The sequence below is a fragment of the Parasphingomonas frigoris genome, assembly GCF_036663815.1.
Lineage (GTDB): Bacteria > Pseudomonadota > Alphaproteobacteria > Sphingomonadales > Sphingomonadaceae > Sphingomonas.
In genome coordinates, this window is sequence record NZ_JAXOJQ010000015.1 from 1 (window position 1) to 24836 (window position 24836).

A 24836-nucleotide genomic window follows, 5' to 3' on the forward strand; every position below is an offset into this window, starting at 1 on the left:
CTCAAGCACTTCCGCCGCGTCGCCACCCGATATGACAAACTCGCCGAGAACTTCCTCGCGATGGTCCAGCTCGCCTCAATGCGGCTGTGGCTGCGCGCTTATGAGTCTACGGCCTAGTCTGAATAAGAAAGAGCCGCCTCGAAGAGCGGCCCTGGAGGAGTGCAGGACTGATGGCCGGCAACCGGGGTTTTCACTCCTGGGTAGCCACGGCGCTCGCCCAACATGCGGTCGGGACAAGTCGCCTTACAGGTCTTTCTGCAATACCGGTGTACGCGATACACTCCATGCTCTCAAGTTCTGCATGGACGGACTTGTCCGGTTGGGATCGGGTGTCATCGTCATTACAGGCACCGGACGTTAACGTCCGGTGACCCGGACGCCTACCACGCAGTCCCGCAAAGCAATCGAGCACGAGCCCTGGCAGTTGGTAGCAACCGGCTACCAACTGCCAGTTGCCGGCACCCCAGAACGACTACGCAACAGATCGAAAACAAACCGAGTAGATTTTGCTTCCGTTCTGCCATCGGCTGACTCATAGAATCGTGATGCCGATCCGCCCCGAAAACCGCTGGCTTTACCCGATCGATTGGGCGCAGCTGTCGGACGTGATCCGGTTCGATCGCGCCGGCGCACGCTGCGAGCACTGCTCGAGGCCGCATATGCGGCGGGTCGCTCATCTTGGCGACGGTCGCTGGTGGGACAACGATGCCCTGTGTTGGCGCTCCGGCCGTGGGAAGCGGATCGCGCTCAAGGACGGCTTCGTCCTTGCGACAGTACGAACGACCTATGTCGTGCTAGCTTGTGCGCACCTCGACCACGATCCGGGGAACAGCCTGCCCGGCAATCTCGCGGCGCTCTGCCAGCGCTGCCATATGATCCACGATGCGGCCGAGCACCGATGGCAGCGCTGGTGGAACGTGTTTCGGCTGCGCGCGATCCGCGACCTGTACGAAGATCCGCGCGTCACGCGAGAGCGCGGCGCGCGTTAGATATCCAGCCCGCGGCAACGTATCGGCACGCCGCCAGCTCGGCGATCGGCTCCTGCCCGCACGCGGCCCGATATACCTCGAACACGCATGATCGGTCAGCCGGCGGACCATCGAGCGGACGGCCGCGAGGTGCGCCTTGTCGAGCCGCATCGTTGTATCGTCGCTCGCCATGGCTAAGGTCCGGCCGGTTCCACAACGGAGAGTAAGCAGCATGAATATCAGTGAGCTGGCGAAGGGTGTCGCCGGGACGACAGGCACGAGTGAGGCAGAAGCCAAAGCGGCGATCGCCGCGGTGTTCGAGCAGATCGCAGGCGCGGCCGCAAAGGGCGAAGAGGTCTCGATCGCGGGGTTCGGCAAGTTCGTCGTCAAGGATCGTCCCGAGCGCCAGGGCCGCAATCCATCGACCGGCGAGGCGATGACGATCGCGGCGTCGAAGAAGGTCTCCTTCACGCCCGCCAAGGGCCTGAAGGACAAGCTCTAAGACCAAGATGCCGGCGGGTGAACTCGCCGGCACCGCCAAAGGGTGCTCGGATGTGCAATCGATACAGGCTGACGGCAAAGCAGGCGGAGATCGCCGTGACGTTTGGCATACGGCCACCGTACGAACCGGACGAGACCTTCCCAGCCCCCGACATCTTTCCAACCGGCAAGAAGACGCCGTTCTACGGCCAGGTTGTCATTCAGGACGGCACCGAACGGACGATCGAGCGGATGGAGTGGGGTGTACCGACCCAGGTGCCGAGCAAGCGCGACCCAGCGGTCAAGCTCACCAAGTACGTGACCAACGTACGCAATCTCAGCTCGAGCTTCTGGCGGTCCATGCTAACGACCCCGGCGCGCCGTTGCCTGGTCCCGGTGACGGCATTCTCCGAGTTCGGGATCGCGCCCGGTGAGGACGGCAAAAAGCCGCTGCACTGGTTCGACGTGCCCAGTCGCCCAATTTTTGCCTTTGCTGGAATCTGGCGACCGACAGAGCGCGGGAATGCCTATGGTTTTTTGACCACCGAGCCGAATGCAATCGTCGCGCCGATCCATCCGAAAGCGATGCCAGTGATCCTTCACGACGACGACTATGATCGGTGGCTATCGGCGCCATGGGACGATCTGAAGGAACTCGTGGCCCCCTACCCTTCCCAGTTGATGCGGCTCGGCTGACGCGCTTTTGGTCTCGCCTGACCACCCGCGTCTGTCAGTTGCTGACACCAAAAGCTGTAGCAGCCCGCAATCGTGTCCGGGCCGGACTACAAGGAAGAGTCCGTGTGTGGACGACGCACCAACCATTTCGCGCCTGCCGGGCGGGCGGTTTGCTCGCTACTCCTCCAGCAAGCCCCGGCCACGCAAGGCGTCATACTTGAGGATCTCACCTCTGATCGCATGGGCCCACCGCCCAACGAATGCCGTGGTGTCGATAGCTTGGAGATGTGCCGTGAGGGCGGCCTGATCCTTCCAGCGCTCGGCGATCAGGAGGCGGCCGGCACGTGGATCGTCCACAGCCGCGTCATAAGAAAGGTTTCCCTCCCGCTGCCGCGTCGCGACGGCGAGGTTCTGGATGTCGCGGACAAACGCGGAGAGCGACGAGGGCTCGACGTATATATAGCCCATAATGATCAGCATGATGATCTACCTTGGTTGCCCGCCCGATCGTCTGCAATGCCGATGATCGGGCGGGCGGGAGCGTCGGATCAGACGGCCAGCACAATCTTGCCTTGGATACTGCCGCTCGCGGCGCGCTGATGCGCGCGCGACGCTTCGGCCAGCGGGAACACACTGTCTATGATGACGCGGACGGTGCCTTCGTCGAGCAGGCGAGCGACCTGTGCCAGCTGCGTGCCGTTCGATCGAACCTGTGTCGACGAGACCGTGATCCCCAGGGTTTCCGCCTCGTCATGACCCGTGAAGCCCAACGGGTTGACCAGGAACAAGGCGCCGCCCGGCTTCAGAACCGACAAGAAACGCTCCATGTTCGCGCCGCCCACCGCGTCGAGAACAAGATCGACGTCTCGGACGATTTCTTCTGCCGCGGTCGCCTTATAGTCGATGAACTGGTCAGCGCCGAGTTCGCGCATAAGCGCCTCGTTCTTGGCCGATGCCACCGCGATGACGCGAGCACCGCGCCATTTCGCCAACTGGACGGCCAAATGCCCGACGCCGCCTCCGGCACCGTTGATGAGTACGGTCTTGCCCTCGAGCGGCACCGGCTGGTGCAGGAAGGATTGGAAAGGGTTCGGCTCGTCGTGACCAAGTTCGATCAGGAACTGCCATGCCGTCAGGATCGACATTGGCGCGCCGGCGGCTTGAACATGATCGATGCCGGCTGGTTTCGGCGCGAGGTGCGACGCCGGGACGCTGACATACTCTGCGTAGGCATTGCTGCCGGTCATCAAGGCATCGGGGAAGCGCACCATCGCATAGACCTCGTCGCCGATGCTGAACCCGCCAACGTCAGAAGCAACCGCTTCGACGACGCCCGACACATCCGTGCCGAGAATGAGCGGAAACGACGCGTCAGGCTGCCACTCAGGCGGCAGTGCGCGATAGCCGTCCCGCAGATACCAGTCAGGCGGATTGAGGCCTGCAGCCCCCATGCGGACAAGTACCTCGCCGGGCATCGCCTCGGGCCTCGGCGCATCCTCGTAAACCAGCACTTCGGGACCACCGAATGCGTGCAAACGGACTGCCATCATCACTTCGCTCATCGGGCTAAACTCCGCTCGGTTGCTGTCGTTGAAGCAGATCTAAGGGCGCCTCGTTCGATTGATAATCGTCCCGAGTGGCGGTTAAGTAATGCCATGGCGGAACATATCATGCTGGATCGGCTCACGGGCCTAATTGCCTTTGCTCGCGCCGGATCTTTGGGCAGCTACACAGCGGCGGCACGTTCGCTGGCAATTTCCCCCTCTGCGGTGAGCAAAAGCATCCAACGGCTCGAACGCCAGCTGGGGGTGCCGCTGTTCACCCGCACGACGCGTTCGCTGACATTCACGCCCGAGGGGCGCGACCTGCACGAACGCGCGCTGCGCCTGCTGCGCGAGGCGGAGGATATCGAGCAGACTGCAGTGAGCGCCCGCTCCGAACCATCCGGTACGCTGCGTGTTGCCGCTTCGCTGCCGATCGGGCTCCACCTGATCGCTCCCGCCTTACCAGCCTTCCGCCGGCTCTACCCCAAGGTCATGATCGACCTTAGGCTGGGCGACCGGATGGTCGACATTGTCGAGGAAGGGGTCGATGTCGCCGTCCGCATCGGCGACCTGGCCGATACCCGCCTATTGTCGCGCAAGCTTGCACCCCATCGGCTCGGTTGCTTCGCCTCGCCTGCCTATCTCGCCGAGCGCGGCACCCCGGCCACTCCCGACGATCTGAAAGGGCACGAGATCGTCAACCTTCGGTATCAGAGCACTGGCCAAACTTTCCGCTGGCCGTTCCGGATTGGCGACCGCGAGGTCGAGATATTACCCGATGCCGGTGTGGTCGCCGACGCCAGCGATGCCGTGCTCGGCGTGCTGGCAGCAGGCGGCGGGATCGGAATCAGTACGTCCTTCATGGCGGCTCCCTACGTGAAGCGCGGCGAACTGGTCGCCGTGCTGTCTGCATTCGCGGTCGAGCGAAACAACGTCACCGTGCTCTGGCCGGCAAGCCGACGCGCCAACCCAGCCGTGCGCGCATTTCTTTCCATGCTGGAGGCCGTTTTCATCGAGCGCATGGAGATATCCAAGATAGATTGATCCGGCGTGACAGGGCGGCTCCCGAAAGTTTCGGCCAGAAAGGCGGATGCCTGACCACCGTGAACCTTCGATCATTCGAGATAGACACGGGCGAGATGCGATCTCGCCCGTGCTCAAAAGTGTTTGAGTTGACCCGGCTGCGGGACATCGGCGGCTTGGCGGGACAAGACGGCCGTTGCCCACCGTTATCGTGAACAAGGTCGGCCCGGTGACTTGGCCTTGGTTTTGGACGACGCAACGCGGAGGGTCAGAGCTTGCCCTCGGCGAGCATCTCGCGGGTGCGCTTTAGCGTGGAAAGCAAGGCGGCGCGGTAGCCGCTCTCGCTGTCGAATTGCGCCTGCTCGGCCTTCTCCTCGGGGCCGTTCGGCTCTTTGCCGCGCAGGCCGGTATAGCAGTAGAACTTAAGCTGCAGCGCGCCGACCTCGTCCTCGAACAGCTCGTTGACGATCGCGCCTTCACGCGGTCCGGTCGCCTGGAAGAACGTTACTTTGCTCAGTGGCTCGAGCGCGATGATCTCGCGCAGGTCGGCGCCGGCGATGGTGGCCTCGCGCACGAAGTGGGTCGCGCTCGCCTCCACCACGTCGCAGCGCGTGCAAAGGCCGGGCGGGAGAAACAGGCGCGCGTCGCGTGCCTTCATCTCGAGGCCCTTCCAGACCTGCTCGCGGGTCAATTTGGTTTCACCATCGGGGTTCACCGGAACGGTGGCGGTCGAATAGATCATGGTGCGTGTCCTTGGATTGGCAATTTGGGGGCAGCGGTGTTCAGGCCGCGATCTGGGCGACGTGCTCGCGATAGGAGCGGAGCGGACGACCCAGCAGCGCGACCAGTCGATCGACATCGCCGGCGTCCGGAACCATGCCGTCGGTCTGGAAGCGCTCGGCCATCAGCCGCATGTCGAGCGCCATCCAGCTCGGCATGAAGGCCCTCAAATTCTGTTCGAACCCGGCTGTGTCCTCGCCCGGATAGGCGATCTGTCGGCCAAGAACGTCGGTCCAGATTGCCGCGGCATCGGTGCCGATCAGCGTGTCAGGACCGACAAGGTTGATGCGGGTGAGCGGGAGCGGTGTGGCCGACTGCTCGCGGCGGATCAGCTCGATGGCGGCGATCTCGCCAACGTCGCGCGCGTCGATCATCGCCAAGCCTTTGTCGCCGATCGGCATTGGATAGATTCCGTGGCTGGTGATCACGTCCCGAATCGTGATCTCGTTGTCCATGTAGTAGGCGGGGCGCAGGATGGTGACGTTCATCCCCATCTGCTCGATCATGCGCTCGACGCCAAACTTGCCCGCGAAATGCGGCACGTTCACGTACACGTCGGCGTGGATCACCGAGAGGTAGACGATCCGCTCGATCCCGGCTTCGCGGGCCACCGCCAGAGCGACGAGCGCCTGTGTGTATTCTTCGGCGACGACGCCGTTGAGCAGGAACAGCGTCGATACGCCCGCAAAGGCGCTGCGCAGCGTGTCGACGTCGAGCAGGTCGCCCTCGACGACCTCGACGCCAGCCGGGAAGCTGGCCTTGGACGTATTGCGAACGAGGGCGCGGACGTCGGCACCGCGGTTGACGAGCTGTTCGACGACGTTGCGTCCGACATTGCCGGTCGCGCCGGTTACGAGAATGGTCATGAAAGTTGCTCCTGGGTTGGGCCGTTGGGCTGACCCTGAAATGAGCGATCCACATCCCACCCGGTAGACGCTATATCTGGACACTCCGTCTTGCTGGTGGAACAGATGGACCTTCTCGCACTTGCCGATTTTAATCTCGTCGCCCGCCACGGCGGCTTTGGAAGAGCCTCCCGAGCGGCTGGGAGACCCAAGGCGACACTGTCCCGCCGCGTCGCGGAACTGGAGGCGAGCCTCGATCTGCGCCTGTTTGAACGCGGGGCGCGCGTATTAAAGCTTACCGAGGAGGGGCGTGCCCTGTTCGAACGAACCGGGCAGTTGCTCACCGAACTCGACGAGACGGCAGCGGCAATCGCGTCAGGCGGGCACAACCCGCGCGGCAAGCTGCGGATCAGTTCGCCCCTGCTGTTCTCCCAAACGGCCATGGGAAAACTCGCCGCGGGCTTCGCCCTCAAGCACCCAGACGTCCGGCTCGAGGTCACGACCGAAGACCGGTCCGTCGACATGATTGAGGAAGCATACGACCTGGTGATCCGGGTCAATCCGGAGCCGGACGAGAGTCTCGTCGGGCGGGTATTCCTACGTGATCGGTTAGTAGTTGTAGCGAGCCCCGACCTGACGCTGCCCACGGACGGATCGTCTGTGCCGGCGGTCGTGCGGGGATCAGCACCACCCGGAGACGTATGGACCGTGACGACCTCTGCGGGCCCGTCGGGGATCGCCGTAACCCCAATGCTTAGCTTATCATCGCTGGTCATGGTGCGCGATGCGGTTCGGACAGGCGTGGGTGCCGCGCGTCTTCCCGTGTCGCTCGTAAGTCACGATCTTGCCGATGGCACGCTCGTGCGCTGGGGGGACGTTGATGGACCGGAGATCGCGCTTTGGACGCTCTATCCGACACGCCGGCTGCTGAGCGCGCGCGTGTCCGCCTTCCTCGACTATCTGCGGGAAGCATTCCCCAAGGGAACGCCCGACGAGCTCGCGGCCTATTTGGCGAAATAGGAGCTCAATGTCGTGCCATGAAGACCAAAGCGCCTCGTCAGACGCAAGCTTCGCGTCAGGCTTTCGTGACGAACGACTGGTTGCACGCTCGGAGCGGGGAAGTGCCCCTCCGGGCAACCATCGTTTCGAGCGCTACAGATAGCCGTTGAGGATGAGCTGCCGTCACTGCATCTTCATATGCCCCGCAAATGCGCCCGCCAGGCGTCGTTCCAGTCGTCATGATGTTCCGGCACACAGCTGACGAGTTCGCGACCGTTCGCTGTCAGGTGATCGCGCGCCTTTTCGAGCAGGCGTTCGGCCGCGCGGCCTCGGTCCCCATAGACGATCACGCGTCGCACCTTCTCGGGAATCGCGACGAAAGCCAGCCGTTCGACGCCGCCGAGCGCCCATGTGGGCGTCCCGAACCATTCCGTCGCCGACCGGGCGTCCTCGATCCCCTCGGCAAGGCCCAACTCGTGCGTCGCGGGCGCAAGCCGGATCGCGGCCGTGCCGAGCAGTCCCAAGGCGACCTTCGGCTTGGGGATGGGCTTCCGCAGCACGTCATCGGACGCGAGGAAGGTACGCTGAACCGCGACGACACCGAGGTCGTTTTCGACCGCGGCGATCATCGCGGGCATGACGCGTCTATCGGCGCCGGAGCCGAGGATGGTCGCCGGGTTGAAGCGTAGCGCCTTCGGGTAGGGCGCGGACAGGCCGCGTGCGAGAAGATACTCTTCGGCGAGCGTGCCCGCGATTGGCGAGCTGGCGTTCCAGAGACGCAGGGCGAGCGCGCCCATGTCGCGCTTCGGCTTACCTTCCGGCATCGCCACGGCAGAACGGTCATTGAGCTTCCTGCGCTGAAGCGCCTTCAGCACCTCGGACGCGGTACAGCCGGCAAAGCAGTGGAAGAGGATGGCGGAATCGCCGAGCCTGACGGACAAGCTTGGCGAGCCATCGTCATGCGCGGGGCAGCGGCATTCGCCGCGGGTGCCGCGCCATACCCCGCCGAGCTGTTCGACGATGTTCTTGGCTCGAATTTCGGCATCGAGCGGTAGTCGCGCCATCGGACTTGTCCTGTAGAACGTGTAGGTTTCAATCACGCTGGCCTCCGGAAAATATCACCAAAGACGCAGGCGGCATCCTCCCCTCCGGATCGTCGGCAGGCGACTGTCGGCCGAGCGCGGCGCGACGATCTCCCTCGTCTCGACGACGACCCGAGCGAGGATCGTCACCCGACCGGGCCGAGACCGCCGAGCGGGCTCGGCCGGAGAGCAGCGGAGGGAGAGCCGTGCGGCCACACCGCTCCCGCCCTTCATCAGCTATTCTCGGCTTCGGCCTTGGTCAGGATCGAGAAGGTGTCGGCGATCAGCTCGGTACGGTAGGCAACTTCGTTGCCTTCGCCGTGATTGCTCTCGCGGACCCGGCCGGTGACATGCACCAGATCGCCCTTCCCGGCTGCCTCGACCTGGGGTCCGATATTGGAGAAGCATACGACGCTGTTCCAAAGCGTGTCGGTCTTCCAGTCGTCGCCGTCGCGCCGGTTATAATTGGCGGCCACGCTCGCATAGGTGACCTTCTCCCGCGCCGTGATTTTGCCGATGCGACCGATGATCCGAAACTCGGCAATATTCTGTGGCATGATATCCTCCTTCGTCGGTGTTGGGGACGGATCCGGCTGGCCGGCGCGAGGCTAGTCGCGCTCCTCCTGGCGGTGCCGAAAGTGGTAGCGCGCCACATTTTCGGGCGTCGCGTATGTGTCGTAGGCCTCCGTCCAGTCGCGCCGGATGATCTGCTGCGCCGTCGCAAGCGGCAAGCGGCGCTCGCAAACCAGCCGCCACAAGACGTACGCCAAGGCATTCTTGTCAGCCGCGTTCGCCTGGCCGCGCCGGGGCTGGAGCCACAGATCGCGCAGATCAAGCGGCGCCCCGCCGAGCGAGATCGGGATCAGATGGTCGAGTTCGTAATCGGCGAAAGGCTCGTCCGGATGCTGCGCGGCCATCAAGCGCCGTTTGATCGGCTCGGTAACCGCATAGGCGGGGCGGACCGATCGGGCATAGCCGGGTCGGCAGATCGTCGTGCCGATATTCGCTTGGGTGATAGAAGGATCGATCGATCCCGGCGTGCCGCGAGGCGGCAGGATGTCGGCACGGTCCATCCGCAAGAGGGGATTGCGAAGCGCCGTCGAGAGGCCAGCAACTGCAGCGCAGAAATCATGCGTGGCTGCGACGCTGCAGGTCGGAACCGCACCACGTGTCACAGGCCACTTGCTGTCGAACGGCCGATGCCAAGAGGCGATGGCTATCAAGAGCGCCAAGCCTCCCGAGAAAGCTAGCAGCTTCACCAGCCCATCGCCGTATCTCCATTCAAATGCTTAGCCATCAAACAACGCTTGGCTAGTTGGCGGGCTGAACCTTTTACCTATCGCGAGCTTCCGCACCACAATTCCAAAGAGTACGGTGCAATAAAGCGTCTCCAGTCACAAGAGACGACGTGGGTTCGCTCCAAGATAATGCCTATTTCGATCCAAACATGCCGTTGTTTGCTGGGAATCCTGCATTTACCTTAAGAATGCAGATATCCAAAATCACTGAGATCTGCTCGAGTATGTTTTAACAACGGTGCATTGATGTGCTTCCGAACAGTATCGTATCGAAGGCAATTGAACTCTGTGCCGCCGGGCTAGCCGGGGCCGGAGCGCCGGCGCCGGCGTCATTCGCGATATCCGTGCACGCTGGCGCGGTCCTCACCCATCAACCTGTCACCCAGGCCGATGCCGAGGCGACCGTTCGCGATCTCATCACGTTGGGCGCGGACTTCGAGGCAGGCCCACTAGCGATCAGCGGCCGCAACTTCGCGACGTACGGCGTCACGCCGGCATCGGTGTTCGATGTCTGCGCGCTCTCGCATGTCGATGACGGGGCGAATGGCACGCTGGTTGCCGATACCCCCACGGTGTCGAACGTGGCGGCCATGGTCCGGCGCGCCTTCGGTGCGCGGGTTACCGACACAATCCGTCCGATGAACGCGAACTACGGCGCGCGGTATAGCTGGCACAAGGTCGGCCAAGCGGTCGACTTCGTACCGGCGGGCGGAGTCGGTTCGATCGACCGCGACCAGATCCGCGCCCTCATGGCACAGAGCGGTATCCGTATCATCGAGCTGCTCGGGCCGGGAGATCGCGGTCACTCGAACCATTGGCACGTAGCGTTCGCGCGACCCGGACAGATCATCGACCGGACCCGACCGATCGAAGGAGACGAGGACTGGCTCCTCACCGTCGCACAAGGCGACGGGCCGTCTTCGCCGCCCGTCCGAGTCCAGGCGCCGGCCGCGCCCGCCTCGGCCCTCGCCTCTGCCGCGAAAGCCTCGCCGCCGTGGGACGTGTTCGCAACCGAAGAATGGCGCGCAGCTCATGGAGGTGGCTCATGATCCGATGTTTCGTGAACAAGCTGGGCGGCACCGGCGGCGCGGTCGCGCTGTGCGCGGCCGGCCTCGTGGCGGTTGCGGCCCCGCAACCCGCCTATGCGTCGGACTGGGGCTGCCAGGTGGTCCTTTGCCTCGCGACGCCCGGGTCGCCGACGAAATATGCCGAGTGCGTTCCTCCGATCACGAAGCTCTGGAACGCGCTCGCCATGGGCGGCTCGTTCCCGACCTGCACCGGGGTCAGCATCAAGACGAAGAAGGCCAAGCACGGCTACGACCTGATCGTGACGCAGGCCGATGGCGGGACGTCGCGGTACGCGCTCGACACCCGCTACCAGACGGTAACGCAGCAATGATTCACGCTGTCGCCGCGCTCATCGTGCTCGCGCAGCAATGCGCGCCCGAGATCGCGACCGAGGCGGTCGTTCCGCTCGTCATGACCGAAAGCGGCGGCGACGATCTGGCGATCAATGTCAACAAGGGGCCGCGCGTCCGCGCCACGTCTATCGCCGAAGGTGCCGCGCTGGTGCGCCGGTACTTGGCCGCCGGCTATACGGTCGATGTCGGCCTGGCGCAGGTAAACTCCGCCAATTTCGCACGGCTGGGCGTCACCGCCGAGCAGGCTTTCGACCCTTGCACCAACCTGGGGCTCGCCTCCTCGATGCTGCAGGCGGGGTATGGCCTCGCGATCCGGCATTATACCGGGCTGGATGCGATCTCCGCGACTTACTCACTCTACAACACCGGCACGCTGACGCGCGGTTTCCGCAACGGTTATGTCGGCCGCGTCTGGTCGGCCGCGAGCGGCATGGGGACGGTCCAGGCGCTCCCGCCGGTTCCGGGCGCGCCGTCTGCGGCGGTTCCCCCGGCAAGCCCGACCAAGCCGGCGGTCGACAACGACAGCTGGGTGATTGGGCAGATCGCGACCAACGCCGTCGAGGTCTTTAAATGAGCCCCAGTAACAGCGTTGCGCGGGGCGGACGCGACGCGGAGGCGCAGGCCGGACAGGCAGCGTTCCAGATCCCGCCCGAGCTGGCGACTCGGTATCAGGTCCGGATCATCGAGCCTTCTGACGGCAGCGAGCGCCGCGTCGGCATGTTCCTGCCGACAGATCGCGAGAGTCCGTCGATCGAGATCGCTGGCGATCGCATCGTCGCGCGAAACGAGGATCCCGAGACCGTCTCAGCCCTGGTCACGATCGCCAAGCATAATGGCTGGGAGGGGATCGACGTCGAAGGTTCGCCCGAGTTTCGCCAGGCCGTGTGGACGGCCGCGTCGCGCGAGGGCCTGACGGTACGCGGCTATGAGCCGACGTTCGACGAGCAGGCGCGGATGGAAGAGCTGCGTCGCGCCGATGCCGCACGACCCGAGCGTGAGGTGGCGCAGAAGCCGGTTCCCATTGTCGAACTCGTCGCTGCGCGCGCGGCTGACGAAGTGGTCGAGACGACGATCCTGGCGCGATCGGCCGATGCGGACAGGAACGGCGCGCCTCAAGCGGTGCCGGGGGACAACAGCATCGAATTGTCCGACGCCGACAAGCGGCTCCTGTTGACGGTGAGCGTCCACACGCAGGATCGCAAGGCGCTCCACGAAGCCGTCAGCGGTGACATGGAGCCGCTGCGGAGGGAGGTCCAGGCCGAGCGCATCGAATTGAACAGGGATGCGCTCAACGGGGCGCTGGAGCGGGCCTTGGAAAGCCCGACGCTCGTCGGCGCTTTCGCCAGATCCGGTTATGAACCCGACGATCTGCGCGGGATGGCGCGCGAGGGGGCGTGGGACGGCGAGGTCGCGGACGCGATCTACCTCGTCCGGTCCGGTCTCAACCGGAACGAGGTCGCCAGGGAAGCCGGAGCGAACGTGTCGCTGGCCTACGAGGTCGCCCGCGAGCGCGAAGACCGTTTGGTCGCAGGTTCGACGGCCACGCCCGGACGGCAGCCTGAACCGGAACCATCGATCGCGCGGGAGGAGCGCCTCCATCAAACCACTGCCGAGCAACGTCACGAGAATGACGAACTTGCCGAGCTGTTCCTGCATGGCGGGGCGGAGCGGATTGCCGCCGAGCCGCGCCTCGCCAACGCGCTGCAGGCGCAGGCGGCGATGGATCGGCATCTCGGTGCGGCTTTCGACGGCGACGCGGACCGGGTGACGTCCGCGAGCCTGGAAAGCCGCCACATGATCTCGAACGTGCTGCGGCGCGGCCTGGATGTTTCGGTCCGTGAGCCGACGCTTGTTCGGCAGGTCGAGCCGATCCGACCCACCCACGATCTCGAGAGGTAACCTCAAGCCATGGAGACCCGTATGAAGTTCACTCGACCCATGCGCCGCATGATGTCCGACGCCCGCGCCCGGCAGGTCATCGGCTTCGCCGGTGCGCTCGCCCTCATTTCGATCGCGCAGCCGGCCTTTGCCGATGGCACCGCAATCGAAGGTGGTCTCAACACCATCAAGACGTGGATGACCACGGTCGCATCCGTGGTCGGCGTCATCGCCGTCATGGCGGTCGGCTATGCCAAGCTGACCGGCCGGATGGATTGGGGCAAAGCGGTCACGGTGCTGATCGGCATCGGCATCATCTTCTCGGCAGCGACGATCGTCGGCTGGATGGGCGGATCGGCGTAACATGGAAGACAAGCTCGCCGAGGATAAGGTGTTCCTCGCCCTGACCAGGCCATCGGTGTTCATGGGGCTGCCGCTCGAGGCGATCCTGCCGATCATCATGGTCTGCATGGTGTTCTGGGGGATCTTCCACAATCCGTTCTACCCCCTGGCCTTGTTCGGGGCGCTCTACTTCCCGGCGCGCATGATCTGTCACTACGACTTCAATGCGTTTCGGCTTTGGGGCCTGTGGTTCCAGACCGGCTTTCTATCCAAGAACCGCAAGTTCTGGGGAGGCGGGAGCTACTCTCCCGTCCGCCTCGCCAAAGGCGTGAAGCGGAAGCATTTCGGCAATGACTGATTCCAGGCTGAAGCATAAAAAGATCGCGGTTCGCGAGACCGATGACATCAAGTTCATTCCCTACACGCGGCACGTCGACGACACGCTGGTCGCTCTCGAAGACGGCTCGGTCATGCGCATGTACCGGGTCGATGGGCGGCCGTTCGAGACCAGCGACACCGCCGACCTCAACACATGGCATAACAAGCTCAATATCGCGTGGCGCTCGATCGGTGACGATCGCGTCGCGATGTGGACCCATCTCGTGCGGACAGCGACCGACCCCGTTCTCGGGGGCGATTTCCATTCCGCTTTCGCGCGAGCCCTGCAGGAGAAATACGCCGACACGCTGAAGGAGAAGGTTCTCTACCACAACGAGTTCTACGTCACGATCATCGTCCGGCCGTCGAGCATGGCCGGGGAGCAAGTGACGCGGCTCTTCTCGAAACGAAAATCCAACACCGAAATCGACGATCGCGCGCTTACGATCATGGCGGACAAGTGCCGCGACTTCGAAACGCTGCTCGCCGACGTCGCGCCGGAGCCGCTATCGCTTTACGAGCACAACGGCGTCCTTTTCTCACGGCCGATGGAGGTGCTGCACTTCATCCTGACCGGCGACCGCATCCGCGTGCCGCTACTCGACGGCAGGTTGGGCCAAGCCCTGTATGCCTCACGGGTGGTGTTCGGGCGCGAGGCGGCCGAGATCCGGCTGCCGCACACGTCGCATTACCTCGGCATGTTCGGCGTGCGCGAATATGTCGCCAGCACGCGGACCGGTCAGTTCAACAGCCTGCTCACGCTCGATTTCCCGTTTGTGCTGACACAGAGTTTCGCACCGCTGGTGAAGTCGGTTGCGAGCGACCGGTTCACGAAGAAGTACAAGCAGATGGTCTCCTCGAACGATGCCGGCGTCAGCCAGGCGGAGGAGCTGCTCGAGGGCGTCGACGATCTAATGGCGAACCGCTTCGCCATGGGCGAGCATCACCTCTCGATCGCGGTCATCGACGAGAACCCGAAGCGGCTGCTGGAGCGCTTGTCGATTGCAAGGTCGGCAGCGGCCGATACGGGCATGGTCATGGCGCGTGAGGACGTCGCGCTGGAGGCCGCCTTCTGGGCGCAGCTGCCCGGCAATTTCAAGATGCGGGCGCGCCCCGCGGTCATCAACACGCGCAATTTCGCGGCGCTGAGCCCGTTCTACACCTTCCCGGCCGGCCGTAAGTCGGGAAACCACTGGGGCGAGGCGGTGACGCTGCTCAAGACGCGCGCGGGTTCCTCCTTCTGGTTCAATTTCCACCGGGCGGACATCGGCCACACGCTCATCATCGGGCCGACCGGTGGCGGCAAGACGGTGCTGCAGAACTTCCTGCAGGCGCAGCTTGAGAAGACCGGTGCGAAACAGGTGTTCTTCGACAAGGACCGCGGCGCAGAAATCTTCGTCCGCGCCTGTGGCGGCACCTATCTAGCGCTGCGCGACGGCGAGCCCACCGGCTTTGCGCCGCTGAAGGGCCTGACCTCGTCTCCGCACGATATCGCGTTTCTGCGGCAGTTCATCCGTGTCCTGGTACGCCGGGAAAACCGGCCGCTCAGCGTCGCGGAGGAGCGACTGATCGACGAGGGTATCGAGGCGGTGATGCGCCTGCCGGCGCCTTCACGCTCGTTCAGCGCCTTGCGCGAGATGTTGGGCTACGCCGATGCCGAGGGCATCGGCGCTCGGCTGGAGCGCTGGTGTCTCGGCGGCCCGCTCGGCTGGGCTTTCGACGGGCCGCAGGACGAGGTGTCGATGTCGGCGCGGTTCATCGGCTTCGACATGACGGACTTTCTCGAGAACCCGGAAATCCGGACCCCGACGATGTTGTACCTCTTCCACCGCGTCGACGAGCTGTTGGACGGGCAGCGCGTCGTGGTCGATGTCGACGAGTTCTGGAAGGCGCTTCAGGACGATGCCTTTCGGGCATTTGCGCAGGACGGCCTCAAGACCTTCCGCAAGCGCAACGCCTTCATGGTGTTCGGCACGCAGTCGCCGGCCGATGCGCTGCGCTCGCCGATCGCACACTCGATCATCGAGCAGACGGCGACCAAGATCCTGCTTCCCAACTCGGACGCCAAGCGATCGGATTATTGCGACGGGCTGGGCCTGACGGACGCGGAATACCGGCTGATCCGGGAGGATCTAACGCCGGAGAGCCGCACTTTTCTGGTGAAGCAAGGGCACACGTCGATCGTCGCGAAACTCGATCTCGGCGGGATGCCCAACGAGCTGAAAGTGCTTTCCGGCCGCGAGGAGACCCTCGTCGCCATGGAGGAGGCCATTGCCCTAGCGGGCAACGATCCCGCGGCGTGGCTGCCGCATTTCTATGCCAACCAAAGGAGAAGCTGACATGTCGCTCAAGCGCATCATCATGGTAGCAGCCGCGCCGGTCGCGTTCGCTGCGTTTTCATCGCCGGCCGCTGCTCAGGGCATCCCTGTTTTCGACACCTCTACCTATGTGCAAGCGCTCGCGCAGGTCCAGAACACGGTCAAGATGATCGAGCAGGGTAAGCAGCAGATCCAGACGGCGACGACCACGCTCAGCTCGCTTCAGAAGCTGACCAACGTCAACGCGCTCGCGCCGCAGCTTCTCGCCGCGCAGGTGCGCAACATCTTGCCCAACACGACGATCGACGCCGCGACGTTGCTCAGTGGCGACCTGTCGAAGATCGGTTCGCTGGGTTCGCTCGCGTCGAGCATCCAGTCTCGTTACCTGCTGCCGGCTACGTCGTCCTCCGAGGCGGACGCCGCCTACAGCCAGGCGCTCAGGGATGCGACGGGCTCGTCGGCCGCCACGGCGGCGCTGGGCGAGAATATGCTCGGCATCACCCAGACCCGGATGCAGGGCCTCGACCAGCTCCGCGAACAGCTGTCGAGCGCCAGGGATCCCAAGGACGTGATGGACCTGCAAGCCCGTATCTCCGTCGAGCAGGCGCAGCTTCAGAACGACATGCTCAAGATGCAGGCGATCCAGATGGCACAAGCCGGTCAGGCGAACATGCAGATCAGCGCGGCGCAAGTGGCGGCTGGTCGCGACGAAGCAGCCTTCTTCAGCGCCAACACGATCAGGAAATAATGATGCGAAAAATACTCTCCCTATGCGCTTTGCTGGTCATTTGCGGCTGCCAACAGAACGTCGCGGTGCCTACCGCAAAGGAGCTGATCGCCAGTCCGCCGCTCCTCACGGAGTGGCAGGCGAAGTGCGACACGGGGCAGTACAGCCATCTCCCTGCAGATCAAAAGGCCAGGCTGTGCGCGACGACCGGAGAGGCGACCATTTCCGCCGCCCAGACCAAGGCCGGTAGCGAAGAGGCCGACTTCTTCAGACAGAGCACGGTCCGCAAAAAGTAGTTTCAACCGCCGCGCCTTGCTCGCCGAAGATCGGAACCTCACGTAATGGCTGCCGCCGCGCCCAACATCATGACGCTCTTCACGACGATGTATTCGTATGTGGAGACCGCCATAGCGACCTCGGTCGCGAGCTTCGGGTCGGGGCTCGTAAGTTTCGTCGCAGCGCCTCTGGCCCTGGCGGCGATCATTTACTTCCTGCTGCTGGGCTTCGCCGTGCTGCGAGGCGCTATCCAGGCTCCCTTGCGCGAGCTGGTATTCCAGGCCGGCAAGGTCGGCTTCGCCCTCGCAGCTGCTAGTGCCGTCGGCTATTCGGCGTTTGTGGTGAACGTCGTCACCAACTTGCCGAGCGAGATCATCGCGGCTGGATCCGGCACGCCCGTCACCAACCCGGGGACCACCTTCGACACCTATGTCTCCGATACCGGCAAGCTGTCGGAGAAGCTGGTCAATGCGAACCTGAAAGTCCAATCGCAAGAGCAGAAGGGGATAACCGACTTTCGCACCCCCGTGATCCAGCTCAGCGCCACGCTGATCACCTATCTGTGCGTCGCCGTCCTCTACATCTTCGCGTTCTTGTCGGCGTCGATCGGCTTTTGCATCGTCATCTTTGCCAAGCTGTCGGTCGCGATCTGCGTGGCGCTCGCACCGCTCGCGCTGGCGTGTCTGCTGTTCAACTCCTCGCGCTGGCTGTTCGACGGGTGGTTGAAGCAGACCGTCAATTTCATTCTGCTGATGGTCGTCATGGCAATCATGACGAAGTTCATCACCGGGCTCCAGGAAGCCGCGATGGACGGTATCATGGGGTCGATCCCCGAGGATGGCTCATCCTTCGTCATGGCGCAGAACGGCTACATCGTTCTGAAAGCTGCGGTGATGCTCGTCGCGACGATCGCCTGCGCGGCGATCTACATCGTCGGCACGATCTTCTTCTTTCAGTCGCCCGCCATCGCGGCGGGCATCTCGGGTGGTGCGTCATCCGGCGGCCATGGCTTCCTGCAGACCGGGGCGAACATGTTGACCAATCGGCTCATGTTCCGGCGCGCGACGCAGGCGAACCGTCCCCCCGCAGGGGGCGGCGGCACGGGAGGCTCGGCCTCTCGGTCCACTTGAGGCCGGCTGGGCAGTCCCGAACCCCGAATAACGATTACCGCGGGCGCGGTAACTTACGAACGGAGACCGTATGAAAAGGCTGATTATCGTGGCGATAGGCTTGGCTGCGCTTGGCGGCTGCACCGGCACTCGTATCAAGCCCGTCTCGGTGTGCGACGGCAAGCACCGGCGTCCCGCCAATCTCTACGGGTCGATCCTGCCGAGCTTACCCGTACCCCTGCCAGCGTCACAGCAGGGCGCTGGGCGGTCTATGGTGGCTCCGCCGTCTCGCGAGCCGACGCCGGTGCCGCTCCCCGCCCCAGCCCCGGTGCCCGGTGCCGGAAGCGCGCCTTTCGCCCCTATCGGACCCGGGGCCATGAATCTCCCGCGATCGGCGCCACGCACGTCCGAGCAGAACGTCGCGCCGACCTACTCCTCATGCTGAAGGGATCGACGCCATGGGCGCGGTGAAGGCCGAAGATCGAGAGAAATATTACGAGACCTCGAGGACGTGGGAATACGATCGGATGCGCGCGGCGATCCAGTCCAAGCGGCTCGCTTGGGGTGTCGCTGCGGGGGCCTGCACGCTCGCTGTGGCGTCGGTTGCGGCTGTCGCGATGCTCAGCCCACTTAAGACCGTCGAACCCTACGTCATCAGGGTGGACCGAAGCACCGGCGAAACGCAGGTCGTGACCGCGCTCAAAGGGCCGCAGCCTCGAACCTATGAGGATGCGGTCAACCGCTACTTCATCTCGCAATATGTACGGTTGCGCGAAGGGTGGCTCAACGATGCCGCGCGCGAGAACGCCTATACGGTCATGCTCACCAGCGATCAGGCGGAGAGCGCTCGCTATTTAAACAGCGTTCAGGCCAACAACAAGAACGCACCCTCCAACATCTACGGCGACAAGGGCTTCGTCTCGATCTCGATCCGGACGATCAGTTTTCTCAGTCCTACCGTGGCGCAGGTCCGCTTCACGAAGATCATCACCTTCGGGCAGAACACGCCGATCGCGCAGAATTGGAACGCGATCATGACCTTCAGATACACGACGGCACCGGAGCACGAGAAGGATCGGAACATCAATCCGCTCGGCTTCCAGGTCGTGAACTATCGATCTGACCCGGAGGCGTGACATGATCCACCAGCCAAATACGTCGGACAATGGCGACCGTGTCGCCATCCCCTTCATGCCCGCGCTCCGCAAGAAACTGGGTCTTCGCCTGTCACCGCCGGAGACGGCGTTGGTGTTGACCGAGGATGGTGCCAAGAACCGCTTCTGGCGCGGGGTCGGGGCGGTCTGGCACCGCCTCGTCGCTTTCTCGATCGTGGGTGCCGCGGCAGTCACGCTGGCGCCACACGCCGCGTTCGCGTCGGAGACCCCTGTCCCCGGGGCCAAGGACGCTCGCGTTCGCAACGTCAATTACGATCCGGACCAGGTGGTGACGATCGTCGGCAGTTTCAGGCACGCGATCGAGATCCAGTTCGGGCCCGGTGAAACCGTCACGCAGGCCGCCTTGGGCGATACGGTTTCCTGGCAGATCGCGCCCGTCGGCAACATCGTCTTCCTCAAACCCCGCGAGAGGGCCGGAGGCACCAACCTGATCGTCGTCACCAACGCGGGCGGCGTGCCGCGCACTTATCATTTCAACCTCGCACTGGGGACGGGCGCCACGATGTACGGCGTGCGGTTCCGCTATCCGCGCGAGGAACGGGCGATGGCGGCGCTGCAGCTGCAGGTTGCCCAGGTCCAGGCCGCCAAGGCGGTCGAGACGACCATCACCACCGCCGCGCTCGACCACGCGGTGATCGAGGGCACCCGGAACATGAATTACACCGTGCAGGGCGACGCCGCCCTGCAACCCACCGAGATCTCCGACAACGGCGAGTTCACCGTGCTGCGCTATCCGGGCCACGCCGACATTCCCTCGATCTTCGCAGTCGACGTCGACGGGACCGAGACGATCGTCCCCTACGATGTCCGCGAGGATTTCGTCGTGATCCATGCGGTCTATCGTCAGCTGCGCCTCCGGCGCGGGGCGACGGTGCTGTGCATCTACAACGAGGCACCGCTCCGGAACGATCGGGGCGATCGAACGGGCACCGTTTCCAATGTCGTCGAGCGCAAAGTGAAGGGGCAGTAACATGGCCGGGACCGTCATTGACCGCGGCGGCGATGTCGCTGCCGATACCGTTTCTCCAGGCGAGGTGGATAGCCCGGTCGCGCGTAGCGGCGGGTGGGGCAATATCGCACTCATCGGTGCGGGCATCGGCCTGCTCGGTGCCGTGGGCGGCATCGTGATAGGCTATGGTGCGTTCCACCAATCGGCCAGCACCACGGCTGCAGCACAGCCCGCCAAGGCCAGTGACCGCTCTGTGGACGACGTGATGGGATCGCCGAACGCGCAGCGAGCGGCGCTCGCGGGTCAGCTGGGCCAGCCCGGCGCGGCGCAGACCGACATCTTCGGGCGGCCGATCGCCCCAGCCCCCGGGACACCGGTCGCCGATGCCAACGGAAATCCGGTGCCGGCAACGGCCACGACAACCCCTTCCACGGCGAACGGGCAGCAATCTCCCGAGCAGCGACGTGCCGAGCAGGCGCGCGCCATGGCGGATGCGGCGCGGCGGTCGCCGATCATGGCTTTCGGCAACACCGGAATGGCCTCGGCCACCCTTCCCGCCTCCGCGCCGAGTGCGGATGCACAACAGGGTATGGGCCTGGACGACCCGCGTGGTGGTGGGCAATCCACCGTGGCACGGCGTGGCATGGGCGCAAGTGGCTTCGGAGCGCCGGGCGAAGATAGGCCGGCCGAAGCAGGTAAGGGCTCGACCGACTTCAGCGATCAGCTCGGCCATGCCGCGATCCAGACGGTCCGGGCGACAATGGTCGCAGACCGCAACCTTCTGCTGAGCGCGGGTACGGTTATCCCCTGCACACTCCAAACGGCGATCAACTCGACGCAGGCCGGGTTCGTGTCCTGCGTCATCAATCACGATGTCTATTCGGAGAACGGCCGCATCGTCCTGCTCGACAAGGGGACCAAGGTCCTCGGGCAATATTCCGGTGGCATTACCCAGGGGCAAGCACGCCTGTTCGTGCTGTGGACGCGCGCCCTGACGCCGCGCGGCGTCGCGATCAACCTCGGGTCACCGGCAGCCGATAGCCTCGGTCGCGCAGGTTTGCCGGGCGGTGTCGATACCCAGTTCTGGGCACGGTTCGGCGTCGGGCTCGTCATCTCGGTGCTGGAGGATGCCTCGCAGATCGCCGGTCGGGCGGTTGCCAACGAGGGGAGCAACACCACGCAGGTTCCCGCGCAAACCGGGCAGACCGTCCTTCAGCAGACCATGAGCATCAAGCCGATCCTGAAAAAGAACCAGGGCGACACCGCTGCGATTTTTGTCGCCAAGGACTTCGATTTCCGGTCGGTCTATGACGTGGGATTGAGGCGTTAGGGCTGTGGCAACCAGTCCGACGTCGCTGATCTACGAGCATAATGCCGAGCCGATCCGACGGCACCTGTTGCGCGACGATGTGACCGAGCTGGTTATCAACGAGCCGGGGATGATCGGCCTTGAAACGCGGGGTGGCTGGGAGTGGCACGAAGAGCCGGCATTGGACAATGCGGCCCTCATGACGCTGGCGAAGCTGATCGCGGGGCTGACCAAGCAGGACATCAATTCCGAATATCCGATCTGCTCCTCGGTCCTGCCCGGCGGCGAGCGCGCGCAGGTCGTCGTTCCCCCGGCGGTAGAGCAAGGCTTCATCTCGATTACGATCCGCAAAGCATCGGGCGTGACGATGACCATCGATGATTTCGAGGCCGCCGGCCTGTTCAGCGAGGTCCGCGCGCACGGCTTGTACGAGGAGGTCGACCCCGATCTGCTGCGACTGCGCGAGGCGGGCGACTGGCGCGCCTTCTTCAAGCTGGCGGTCGAAGCCCGCAAGAACATCCTCATTTCCGGCGCGACGGGCTCCGGCAAGACGAGCTTCTCGAAGGGGCTCATCAAGCTGATCCCGGACTACGAGCGGATCCTGACGATCGAGGACACACGCGAGCTGGTCGTGCCCCAGCGCAACCACGTCCATATGATATACGCCAAGGACGGGAAGAGCCTCCAGAAGGCCGGCGCCAAGGAGTTGCTGGAATCGGCGCTGCGGATGCGGCCCGATCGCATCCTCCTGCAGGAGCTCCGGGACGGCACCGCCTTCTTCTATCTGCGCAACGTCAATAGCGGGCATCCCGGTTCGATCACGACGGTCCACGCCAATACCGCCGAGGGCGCGCTCGAGCAGCTGACGTTGCTGGTAAAGGAATCGGAAGGCGGCAACGATCTCGACCGCCACGACATCCGGGCACTGCTGCGCTCGCTGGTCGACATCGTCGTGCAGATGCACCGCCTGCCACCCGGCGACGGGCAGCCGGCGCGGTATCGCATGACCGAAGTGTGGTTCGATCCGGCGAGCAAGCCGACCGACTGATGAGGATGGCGGCATGAACGGAAAGTGGGTGCGAAACGACGAAGGGTCGCAGCCGGGCGCCATCGCGTTCCTCGGCGTCATCGGCCTGGCGATGAGCGCCGCGATCGGCGCCCTCGTCGTCCTGTGGCGCGCCCACCTCCTCAACGCCCATACCCCGTGGCGCAAGGTGCCGGCCGCGCTGTGGGCGCTGAAGGGCTACCCGATCGTCTATCAGCCGTTCTTGTTCGGCTTCGGGATCGGGATCGTTCTGACGCTTATCATCGTCGTGTCCACGCTGTTCAAACGGCAGAAGCTCCACGGCGAGGCGCGCTTCGCCCGGGTCGGCGAGGTCCGCAACGGCAAGATGCTCGCCCCGGCCGGCATCGTGCTCGGCAAGTTCGGCGGGAAGGTGATGCGCTTTGGCGGGCCCGAGCATGTGATGCTGGAGGCCCCGACGCGCGCCGGCAAGGGGGTGGGCGTCATCATCCCGAACCTGCTGGACTGGCTTGATTCCCTCGTCGTGCTCGACATCAAGCAGGAGAATTACGACAACACGGCGGGCTACCGGCTGAAGGTGCTCGGGCAGCAGGTGCTGCTCTTCAACCCGCTCGATCCCACCGGCCGCACCGTGCGGTGGAACCCGCTGAGCTACATCAACCGGCATGACCCGGTGGAGGTCATCAACGAGCTTCAGAAGATCGCGGCGATGCTCTATCCCGATCCGCTCACCGGCGAGAAGTTCTGGGCCGAAGGCGCGCGAACCGCGTTCCTCGGCATCACCGCCTATATCGCCGCGACCGTCGACGATGGCGAGGACGCCCTCCCCTTCACGCTCGGCGAGGTGTACCGCCAGTTCGCGGCCAGCGACGCCCAGCGGCGTTTTCCGAAGATCATCGCCGATCGTAAAAGGGCCGGAAAGCCCCTGTCGGAAGGCTGCGTCTCGGCGATCAAGGATTATACCGGCTCGTCGGCGAACACGTTCTCCGGATTGCGCCAGTCGGTCACGTCCAAAATCAACGGATGGCTGAACCCCTATGTCGATGCGGCCACCTCCGAGAGCGATTTCGATCTGAGCGATTTCCGGGACAAGCGGATCTCGCTCTATCTCGGCGTGTCACCGGATGACCTGGAGCGGGTTGCGCCGATCTACGGCCTCCTCTTCCAGCAGCTCATCGACCGAAACGTCCGCGAGCTGCCGAAGGGCAACAAGCATCAGATCAAGGTGCTGCTCGCGCTGGACGAGTTCGCGAGCCTGGGCAAATGCACCGTGCTTGCGAATGCCTTCAGCTATGTTGCCGGCTATGGGCTGCGGATGCTGCCGGCGTTCCAGTCGCTCGAACAGATCCAGGGCGTCTATGGGGACAAGGTGGCGGCCGACATCGAGCGGAACTGCGCGGTGCGGCTTGTGCTTCGTCCGGCCGGTCTGGCCGAAGCCAAGAAGATATCTGATCAGCTCGGCAGCTACACGTTCAAGGCGCGTTCGCGCTCGATGGGCACATGGGGCGGCGGGGGCGGCTCCACCTCGGACTCCGATCAGCGCCGACCACTGATGCTTCCGCAGGAAGTCGAGCTGCTGCCGGAGGACGATCTGATTGTGTTTCGGCGTGGAATGTATGCGACCTACGGCAAGAAGGTTCGCTACTATGTTGAGAAGAAGCTCTCGGCACGGACCAAGATACCTGCTCCGGAGATGCCCCAAATCCGCGTCGACCCGGCGGTCGCCGCCAACAGTCTCCGCGTGATCGAGGCCACGCAGGCGCCCGACGACTCAAGTGCCGCCTCGTCGACGCCGGGCGCGACGCCGATCTCGGGATCTGTTGCAACCAACGTGGCAACTGCAACGGGTCGGCGTGGATTGAACCAGGCCGCTATCGCCGCGGCATTGGCAGTTCCGCCAAACGAGCGCGTCGCCAAGCTCTTCGAAGGCGTTGTCATGGTGCAAGCCAAGGCTGCGTAAACGTAGAAATTCCGCGCGGCCGGATGCGCCTAGAACAAACGAGACAGCCTGGACCTTCCCGCATCGATCGTTGCTCGGGAAAACACGCGAATTTTCAGAATGCGTCTCGAACGCGAAAGCGGGCCAGATCCACGTCGAGAAGTGGTGTCACAACCGTTCGAGGCTGTTGAAAAATGGCTGCTTGCGACGGTGACGAGGGCGTGATTCACTCCTGCAAGGCGGCAGGGGATCACGGTCATGATGGGTCGGCAGATGGCACAAGGCGCGCTGTTCTAC

General features: G+C 64.1%; 27 protein-coding genes and 1 pseudogene. 21 read left to right on the plus strand and 7 right to left on the minus strand.

Annotation, left to right across the window (positions count from 1 at the left end):
- The 4 genes and pseudogenes from U1872_RS21350 to U1872_RS21365 form a co-directional block, all read left to right on the plus strand.
- A pseudogene (locus U1872_RS21350) lies at positions 1 to 117 on the plus strand (IS5/IS1182 family transposase); the annotation flags it as partial.
- Between the two features lie 428 nt (positions 118 to 545).
- Complete coding sequence (locus tag U1872_RS21355; RefSeq protein WP_131534488.1) at positions 546 to 989, plus strand: hypothetical protein; 444 nt, start codon at positions 546 to 548, stop codon at positions 987 to 989.
- Between the two features lie 211 nt (positions 990 to 1200).
- Positions 1201 to 1470 (plus strand): HU family DNA-binding protein, encoded by a 270-nt coding sequence (locus U1872_RS21360; RefSeq protein ID WP_131534487.1) that lies wholly within the window; start codon positions 1201 to 1203, stop codon positions 1468 to 1470.
- Positions 1471 to 1520: 50 nt separating this feature from the next.
- Positions 1521 to 2144, plus strand: a complete 624-nt coding sequence (locus tag U1872_RS21365) for an SOS response-associated peptidase (protein ID WP_131534486.1) — start codon at positions 1521 to 1523, stop codon at positions 2142 to 2144.
- A 156-nt stretch (positions 2145 to 2300) separates the two neighbouring features.
- Here the strand turns inward: U1872_RS21365 and U1872_RS21370 are convergent, their stop codons facing one another.
- Both U1872_RS21370 and U1872_RS21375 read right to left on the minus strand, forming a co-directional pair.
- Complete coding sequence (locus U1872_RS21370; protein WP_131534485.1) at positions 2301 to 2603, minus strand: putative quinol monooxygenase; 303 nt, start codon at positions 2601 to 2603, stop codon at positions 2301 to 2303.
- A gap of 68 nt (positions 2604 to 2671) precedes the next feature.
- Positions 2672 to 3685, minus strand: a complete 1014-nt coding sequence (locus tag U1872_RS21375) for an NADP-dependent oxidoreductase (protein ID WP_131534484.1) — start codon at positions 3683 to 3685, stop codon at positions 2672 to 2674.
- Positions 3686 to 3793: 108 nt separating this feature from the next.
- Here U1872_RS21375 and U1872_RS21380 point away from each other — a divergent pair, with 108 nt between their 5' ends.
- Complete coding sequence (locus U1872_RS21380) at positions 3794 to 4711, plus strand: LysR family transcriptional regulator (protein ID WP_332794906.1); 918 nt, start codon at positions 3794 to 3796, stop codon at positions 4709 to 4711.
- A 247-nt stretch (positions 4712 to 4958) separates the two neighbouring features.
- Here U1872_RS21380 and U1872_RS21385 read toward each other — a convergent pair whose 3' ends face one another.
- Positions 4959 to 5432 (minus strand): AtaL-like protein, encoded by a 474-nt coding sequence (locus tag U1872_RS21385; protein ID WP_131534478.1) that lies wholly within the window; start codon positions 5430 to 5432, stop codon positions 4959 to 4961.
- 40 nt (positions 5433 to 5472) lie between these two features.
- A complete protein-coding gene (locus U1872_RS21390; protein WP_332794907.1) occupies positions 5473 to 6336 on the minus strand; it encodes an SDR family oxidoreductase in 864 nt (287 codons plus the stop codon).
- A 96-nt stretch (positions 6337 to 6432) separates the two neighbouring features.
- On the opposite strand from U1872_RS21390, the gene U1872_RS21395 reads away from it, so the two are divergent.
- Positions 6433 to 7335 carry a LysR family transcriptional regulator gene (locus tag U1872_RS21395; protein WP_332794923.1) on the plus strand — a complete coding sequence of 301 codons (903 nt, stop codon included), beginning with the start codon at positions 6433 to 6435 and terminating at the stop codon, positions 7333 to 7335.
- Positions 7336 to 7508: 173 nt separating this feature from the next.
- On the opposite strand, the gene U1872_RS21400 is transcribed toward U1872_RS21395, so the two are convergent.
- The 3 genes from U1872_RS21400 to U1872_RS21410 form a co-directional block, all read right to left on the minus strand.
- Positions 7509 to 8378: a DUF7146 domain-containing protein gene (locus U1872_RS21400; protein WP_332794924.1), complete on the minus strand. Its 870-nt coding sequence runs from the start codon at positions 8376 to 8378 to the stop codon at positions 7509 to 7511.
- 251 nt (positions 8379 to 8629) lie between these two features.
- A complete protein-coding gene (locus U1872_RS21405; protein WP_332794908.1) occupies positions 8630 to 8953 on the minus strand; it encodes a single-stranded DNA-binding protein in 324 nt (107 codons plus the stop codon).
- 51 nt (positions 8954 to 9004) lie between these two features.
- Entirely contained in the window at positions 9005 to 9469 is a 465-nt protein-coding gene (locus tag U1872_RS21410) for a hypothetical protein (protein ID WP_131534619.1), read from the minus strand.
- Between the two features lie 569 nt (positions 9470 to 10038).
- Here U1872_RS21410 and U1872_RS21415 point away from each other — a divergent pair.
- The 15 genes from U1872_RS21415 to U1872_RS21485 all read left to right on the plus strand — a co-directional run bounded on the left by U1872_RS21415 (position 10039) and on the right by U1872_RS21485 (position 24560).
- Positions 10039 to 10743 (plus strand): lysozyme family protein, encoded by a 705-nt coding sequence (locus U1872_RS21415; RefSeq protein ID WP_332794909.1) that lies wholly within the window; start codon positions 10039 to 10041, stop codon positions 10741 to 10743.
- Complete coding sequence (locus U1872_RS21420) at positions 10740 to 11093, plus strand: hypothetical protein (protein ID WP_332794910.1); 354 nt, start codon at positions 10740 to 10742, stop codon at positions 11091 to 11093. Before U1872_RS21415 ends, U1872_RS21420 begins: the two co-directional genes overlap by 4 nt.
- A complete protein-coding gene (locus U1872_RS21425) occupies positions 11090 to 11689 on the plus strand; it encodes a lytic transglycosylase domain-containing protein (protein WP_332794911.1) in 600 nt (199 codons plus the stop codon). The genes U1872_RS21420 and U1872_RS21425 overlap by 4 nt, the downstream gene beginning before the upstream one ends.
- A complete protein-coding gene (locus U1872_RS21430) occupies positions 11686 to 13014 on the plus strand; it encodes an LPD7 domain-containing protein (protein ID WP_332794912.1) in 1329 nt (442 codons plus the stop codon). Before U1872_RS21425 ends, U1872_RS21430 begins: the two co-directional genes overlap by 4 nt.
- 21 nt (positions 13015 to 13035) lie before the next feature.
- A complete protein-coding gene (locus U1872_RS21435) occupies positions 13036 to 13356 on the plus strand; it encodes a TrbC/VirB2 family protein (protein ID WP_332794913.1) in 321 nt (106 codons plus the stop codon).
- A 1-nt stretch (position 13357) separates the two neighbouring features.
- Entirely contained in the window at positions 13358 to 13693 is a 336-nt protein-coding gene (locus tag U1872_RS21440; RefSeq protein ID WP_242098719.1) for a VirB3 family type IV secretion system protein, read from the plus strand.
- Positions 13686 to 16052 (plus strand): VirB4 family type IV secretion/conjugal transfer ATPase, encoded by a 2367-nt coding sequence (locus U1872_RS21445; protein WP_332794914.1) that lies wholly within the window; start codon positions 13686 to 13688, stop codon positions 16050 to 16052. The genes U1872_RS21440 and U1872_RS21445 overlap by 8 nt, the downstream gene beginning before the upstream one ends.
- Position 16053: 1 nt before the next feature.
- Positions 16054 to 16779, plus strand: coding sequence for a TrbJ/VirB5 family protein (locus U1872_RS21450; protein WP_332794915.1), 726 nt, complete (start codon positions 16054 to 16056; stop codon positions 16777 to 16779).
- 2 nt (positions 16780 to 16781) lie between these two features.
- On the plus strand, positions 16782 to 17054 hold the full coding sequence (locus tag U1872_RS21455; RefSeq protein WP_332794916.1) for a hypothetical protein: 273 nt from the start codon (positions 16782 to 16784) through the stop codon (positions 17052 to 17054).
- A gap of 45 nt (positions 17055 to 17099) precedes the next feature.
- Positions 17100 to 18164, plus strand: coding sequence for a type IV secretion system protein (locus U1872_RS21460; protein ID WP_332794917.1), 1065 nt, complete (start codon positions 17100 to 17102; stop codon positions 18162 to 18164).
- Positions 18165 to 18601: 437 nt separating this feature from the next.
- A complete protein-coding gene (locus U1872_RS21465) occupies positions 18602 to 19279 on the plus strand; it encodes a VirB8 family type IV secretion system protein (RefSeq protein ID WP_332794918.1) in 678 nt (225 codons plus the stop codon).
- Between the two features lies 1 nt (position 19280).
- On the plus strand, positions 19281 to 20288 hold the full coding sequence (locus tag U1872_RS21470; protein WP_332794919.1) for a TrbG/VirB9 family P-type conjugative transfer protein: 1008 nt from the start codon (positions 19281 to 19283) through the stop codon (positions 20286 to 20288).
- Position 20289: 1 nt separating this feature from the next.
- Positions 20290 to 21597 (plus strand): type IV secretion system protein VirB10, encoded by a 1308-nt coding sequence (gene virB10, locus U1872_RS21475; RefSeq protein ID WP_332794920.1) that lies wholly within the window; start codon positions 20290 to 20292, stop codon positions 21595 to 21597.
- Between the two features lie 4 nt (positions 21598 to 21601).
- Positions 21602 to 22624 (plus strand): P-type DNA transfer ATPase VirB11, encoded by a 1023-nt coding sequence (virB11, locus tag U1872_RS21480; protein WP_332794921.1) that lies wholly within the window; start codon positions 21602 to 21604, stop codon positions 22622 to 22624.
- 13 nt (positions 22625 to 22637) lie between these two features.
- A complete protein-coding gene (locus U1872_RS21485) occupies positions 22638 to 24560 on the plus strand; it encodes a type IV secretory system conjugative DNA transfer family protein (protein WP_332794922.1) in 1923 nt (640 codons plus the stop codon).
- Positions 24561 to 24836: the final 276 nt, after the last annotated feature.